This window comes from Streptomyces sp. MnatMP-M17 (genome assembly GCF_900091995.1).
In the GTDB taxonomy this organism is placed as follows: Bacteria; Actinomycetota; Actinomycetes; order Streptomycetales; family Streptomycetaceae; genus Streptomyces.
Genome location: NZ_FMDK01000731.1, coordinates 1 through 5,099 on the forward strand (window position 1 = coordinate 1; position 5,099 = coordinate 5,099).

The window sequence follows — 5,099 nt, forward strand, 5'->3', positions numbered from 1 at the left end:
TGCTGCCGCCGGCCCGGTACGAGCGGCTGCGCTGGGCGCTGCGCGCGCGGGAGCGCGGGACGGTGCTCAACCTGGAGGACGGCGTCCCGGTCGGCTGACCACGACCGCGACTCCGTGCGGGAGTTGGGCCCGTCCTGTGCGGTGCGGCTCCGGCGCTGGCCGCCCGCCACCGGCCCGGGCAGGCAGACAGGTCCGCCCTCGCCGACGAACAGCACACCGTGGTGCGGCAGATGCACGGCGATCGAGCCGCCGGTGTGCCCGGGAGCGTGCACCACCCGGGCGCCGTCGCCGAAGTCCAGCTCGTCGCCGTCCTCCAGCTCCCGGTCGGCCCGGGTGGGCGGCGCCACCGGCAGCGTCAGCCCGTGCTCGTACAGCGGGATCTCCCCGTTCAGCGGCACCGGTTCGGGCACCGGCGCGTCACCGCGTACCACCGGCGCGTCGAGCCGGTGGGCGAGCACCTCGGCGCCGAACCGTCCGGCCAGCTCACCGGCGGCGCCCACATGGGCGCGGTGGCAGTGGGTGAGGACGATACGGCGGAGCCCGCCGGGCTCCGCTCCCAGGTCCCTCCGGGCAGCTCCGGAATTCAATCCCGCTTGGACTCCGCGTAGTTGAGCAGGAAGTGTGCCTCGGCCACCGAGAGCCGCTCCAACTCCTCCGGAGAAACGCTCTCGTTCACCGCGTGGATCTGCGCCTCCGGCTCGCTCAGCCCGATCAGCAGGATCTCCGCCTTCGGATACAGCGCGGCCAGGGTGTTGCAGAGCGGAATGGAACCGCCCTGACCGGCCGTCTGCATGTCCTGTCCCGGATACGCGACACGCATCGCGTCCGCCATCGCCGTATACGCCGGGCTCGATGTGTCCGCGCGGAACGCCTCGCCCTGGCCGATCTGTTCCACCGACACCCGCGCCCGCCACGGCGTGTGCTTCTCGATGTGCGCGGTCAGCAGCTTCGTCGCCTCGGTCGCGTCCTGGCCCGGCGGTACGCGCAGGCTGACCGTCGCCCGCGCGCTCGCCTGGATGGACGGCGTGGCACCGACCACCGGCGGGCAGTCGATGCCCAGTACGGTGACGGCGGGACGCGCCCAGATCCGGTCGCCGACCGAGCCGTGGCCGATCAGCCCGACTCCGTCGAGCACCTTGGCGTCCTTGCGGAAGTCGGCCTCGTCATAGACGATTCCGTCCCACTCGGCGTCGGCGGCCAGACCGTCCACCGTGGTGGAACCGTCCTCCGCGCGCAGCGAGTCCAGCACCTTGATGAGCGCGGCGAGCGCGTCGGGCGCGGCTCCGCCGAACATGCCCGAGTGCAGATTGCCTTCGAGCGTGTCGATCCGTACACGCAGCAACGTCATCCCGCGCAGCATGGCCGTGACCGTCGGCAGTCCCAGCCGGAAGTTGCCGGCGTCGCCGATGACGATCGCGTCGGCGGCGAGCAGCTCCGGGTGCGCCTCCGCGTACCGTTCGAGACCGCCGGTGCCCTGCTCCTCCGAACCTTCCACGATCACCTTGACGTTCACCGGGACGCCGCCGTTCGCCTTGAGGGCGCGCAGCGCGAGCAGATGCATCAGGAAGCCGCCCTTGCAGTCGGCCGCGCCGCGCCCGAACCAGCGGCCGTCGCGTTCGGTCAGCTCGAAGGGCGGTGTCAGCCAGCCCGACTCGTCCAGCGGCGGCTGTACGTCGTAGTGCGCGTAAAGCAGCACCGTCGGCGCGTTCTCGGGGCCGGGCAGCAGACCGTAGACGGACTGTGTACCGTCCGGGGTGTCGAGGACGGAGACATCCTGGAACCCTTCGGCGCGCAGCGCGTCGGCCACCCACACCGCGGCGGCCTCGCACTCGCTCCTGGGGAACACCGCGGGATCCGCCACCGAACGGAAGGCCACCAGTTCCGCGAGCTCGGTACGGGCACGGGGCAGCAGGGACGCGACGGTCTCGGCGATCGGATTCGCGGTCATGGGCACGCTCCTGGTGGGTGCGTCGTTGTGTTAGTCGGGTGTACGTCGAATGTACGTCGAAGGGTTCAGCAGATCCTCCCACAGCGGGCTTGCCGGGCCAGCGCCGTAGGATGCCGTTCGACAACAGGGGCCACCGGTCGGATCAGGAGCAGAAGCACATCGTGAGCAGCGAGAACGCAGACGCCGGAAGCGAGCACGACGAGCCGGTATGGGATGTCGTCGTGGTCGGCGCAGGGCCGGCGGGAGCCTCCGCGGCATACGCGGCGGCGGTCGCGGGCCGTCAGGTGCTGCTGGTTGAGAAAGCCGAGTTGCCCCGCTACAAGACCTGCGGGGGCGGGATCATCGGGCCCTCACGCGACGCACTGCCGCCGGGCTTCGAGCTGCCGCTCAGGGACCGGGTGCACGCGGTGACGTTCTCGCTGAACGGAAAGCTGGCCCGTACGCGCCGCTCCAAGCGGATGCTCTTCGGGCTGCTCAACCGCCCGGAGTTCGACGCGAGTCTGGTGGAGCACGCGCAGAAGGCCGGCGCGGTGCTCCGTACGGGCGTGACCGTCTCACGCGTCGAGCAGCACGGTCCCGCCGTGCCCGACCGCCGTACGGTCGCCGTCGTCCTCGCCGACGGTGAGACGGTGCTGGCGCGAGCTGTGGTCGGCGCCGACGGCAGTGCCAGCCGGATAGGCGCGCATGTCGGAGTCAAGCTCGACCAGGTGGATCTGGGCCTGGAGGCGGAGATCCCGGTGCCGCCGACGGTCGCGGAGGACTGGGCGGGACGCGTGCTCATCGACTGGGGTCCGCTGCCCGGGAGTTACGGCTGGGTGTTCCCCAAGGGCGACACGCTCACGGTCGGTGTGATCTCGGCGCGTGGCGAAGGCGCGGCGACCAAGCGCTATCTGGAGGACTTCATCGCCCGGCTCGGGCTTGCCGGGTTCGAGCCCTCGGTCTCGTCCGGGCATCTCACCCGCTGCCGCAGCGACGACTCACCGCTGTCGCGCGGCCGGGTGCTGGTGTGCGGAGACGCGGCGGGCCTGCTGGAGCCCTGGACCAGGGAAGGGATCTCCTTCGCCCTGCGCTCCGGACGGCTGGCGGGCGAGTGGGCGGTACGGATCTCCGAGGCGCATGACGCCGTGGACGCGCGCCGTCAGGCCCTGAACTACGCGTTCGCGATCAAGGCCGGCCTCGGTGTGGAGATGGGCGTGGGCCGGCGGATGCTCGCGATCTTCGAGCGCCGGCCGGGGCTGCTGCACGCGGCGATCACCGGTCTGCGCCCGGCCTGGAACGCGTTCGCGGACATCGCCCGTGGCTCGACGTCGCTGGCCGGTCTTGTACGGACCCATCCGCTGGCCCGGCGTGCGTTGGATCTGCTGGACCGCAGACAGGCGGCGTCGGCCGCCGTGTCCGAGGAGAGCGTGCCGGAGCCCGCCGCCGCGTCGGAGGCGGGCGCGAAGGAGTGAGCGCCGGCGGCGGCCCGTCGGTGGTTCGCCGCGCGCCCTTCCTCATCGCGTCGTGCCTTATGGCGCCGTGCGTCCTTCCTGGTCAGGAGTCCGTCCTGATCAGGAAGACCGGGTGGTCGGGCGCCGCCGCGATGATCTCCGCGTCCGAGGACTTCGCGGTGACTCCCTGGAAAAACTGGTTGACCTCCCAGCCCCAGCGCTCCAGATAGGTGCGCAGCACCGCGAGCTTCTCGCTGTCGGGGATCTCCGTGGCGGTGAACGTCCGGATCCGGCGGCCCACCCGCAGCTCACCGCCGCCCGCGACGCGCATGTTCCGTACCCACTGCGAGTGACCACGGGCCGAGATCAAGTACTGGTTTCCCCCGTAGGTGTGCGGGTTGACGGGGATGCGCTGCATCTGGCCGCTCTTGCGACCGCGTACGGACATCTCCGCCGTGCCCAGCATGCTCACCCCGTGCCGGGCGAGCCGGCCGATGACGCTGTTCAGCCAGCCGTCGAACCGGCCGACCCGGTGGTAGTAGGGCTCCGGCATAGTGACTCCTCCGAGTTTGCGAGAGCGGTGCTCTCGGTTGAGAGCACAGTGTGCACCGGGCGGGTGCCCGAAAGCAAGAGCGGTGCTCTGTTTTTGGTGCGGTGCTCCGGAACATGGCACACTGCTCTCCATGACGACCATCCGTGGAGCCAGGGAACGGGCCCGCACCGAAGTCATGGCGGCCATCAAGGACGAGGCACGCGGACAGCTCGCGGCGGAGGGCGCCTCGAAGCTCTCGCTCCGCGCCGTCGCCCGTGAGCTGGGCATGGTGTCGTCCGCGCTCTACCGCTACTTCCCGAGCCGGGACGATCTGCTGACGGCACTGATCGTCGACGCGTATGACGCGGTGGGCTCGGCCGCGGAACAGGCGTTGACGGCTGGGGAACGGGCCGGCGCGGCCATGTCGGCCGACTCGGCCGCCGAACCGGGCGTTCAGTCCGAACCGGTCGACCATGTCGGCCGCTGGGCCGCCGTGTGCGCGGCGGTACGGGCCTGGGCCCTTGCCCACCCGCACGAATACGCGCTGATCTACGGCTCTCCCGTACCCGGCTACTCGGCGCCCCAGCTCACTGTCGCGCCCGCGTCCCGGGTCGCCCTCGCGCTGATCTCCGTCGCCCAGGACGCCCACCGCGTCGGCGGGATCACACTGCCTGCGCTCTCCGACGAGCTGCGCCCGGAGGCCGAACGGCTGACCGCGCAGTTCGGCCTCGGTCTGCCGCCGGAGGTGACGGCGGCGCTGGTGGCGTCCTGGGCGCAGCTCTTCGGTCTGATCTCGTTCGAAGTCTTCGGCCAGTTCAACAATCTTGTCGAGGCCCGCGACGAACTCTTCGCGCAGGCCACGCGACGCCTGGCGCATGACGTCGGAATGCGTGACGCCGGATAGCGTGGCGTCGTACTCCTCAGGGAGTATGTGTGATCGCCACATACGGCTGACGCCACGGACGTGTCGGCCGGTCTAGCGTGACGGTATGGAAGAGCAGCCCACCCGTCGAGGCCGGAACGGCGGCGGCCCGCCCGGTCCGCCCTGGTCGCGGAGGTCACGGGGGCCGCGCGGCGGACCGTGTGGACGGTTCGGTGACCGTTTCGGCGACGGGCCCGGCCGGTGGTCCGGCGGGTGGTCCGGCCACGGCGACGGCTCCGGCTTCCGGTTCGGCGGCGGGGGGGCGCG

General features: G+C 71.3%; 4 protein-coding genes and 1 pseudogene. 2 read left to right on the top strand and 3 right to left on the bottom strand.

What is annotated here, in order from left to right; genetic code table 11:
- Positions 1-197: 197 nt before the first annotated feature.
- Positions 198-587: pseudogene (locus GA0115259_RS29370) on the bottom strand (MBL fold metallo-hydrolase); the annotation flags it as partial.
- On the bottom strand, positions 584-1,948 hold the full coding sequence (locus tag GA0115259_RS29375) for a dipeptidase (protein ID WP_093602636.1): 1,365 nt from the start codon (positions 1,946-1,948) through the stop codon (positions 584-586). The gene GA0115259_RS29375 and the pseudogene GA0115259_RS29370, both read right to left, overlap by 4 nt.
- Positions 1,949-2,109: 161 nt before the next feature.
- Between GA0115259_RS29375 and GA0115259_RS29380 the strand changes: the two genes are divergently transcribed.
- On the top strand, positions 2,110-3,399 hold the full coding sequence (locus GA0115259_RS29380) for a geranylgeranyl reductase family protein (RefSeq protein WP_093602642.1): 1,290 nt from the start codon (positions 2,110-2,112) through the stop codon (positions 3,397-3,399).
- A gap of 82 nt (positions 3,400-3,481) precedes the next feature.
- Here GA0115259_RS29380 and GA0115259_RS29385 read toward each other — a convergent pair whose 3' ends face one another.
- A complete protein-coding gene (locus GA0115259_RS29385) occupies positions 3,482-3,931 on the bottom strand; it encodes a nitroreductase/quinone reductase family protein (RefSeq protein WP_093602638.1) in 450 nt (149 codons plus the stop codon).
- A 130-nt stretch (positions 3,932-4,061) separates the two neighbouring features.
- On the opposite strand from GA0115259_RS29385, the gene GA0115259_RS29390 reads away from it, so the two are divergent.
- Positions 4,062-4,814 (top strand): TetR/AcrR family transcriptional regulator, encoded by a 753-nt coding sequence (locus GA0115259_RS29390; RefSeq protein ID WP_093602640.1) that lies wholly within the window; start codon positions 4,062-4,064, stop codon positions 4,812-4,814.
- Positions 4,815-5,099 lie beyond the last annotated feature (285 nt).

Bases quoted from the DNA above. Each gene is read 5' to 3' on its own strand.
- GA0115259_RS29375 (WP_093602636.1), bottom strand. From the start codon at position 1,948: ATGACCGCGAATCCGATCGCCGAGACCGTCGCGTCCCTGCTGCCCCGT.
- GA0115259_RS29385 (WP_093602638.1), bottom strand. From the start codon at position 3,931: ATGCCGGAGCCCTACTACCACCGGGTCGGCCGGTTCGACGGCTGGCTG.
- GA0115259_RS29390 (WP_093602640.1), top strand. From the start codon at position 4,062: ATGACGACCATCCGTGGAGCCAGGGAACGGGCCCGCACCGAAGTCATG.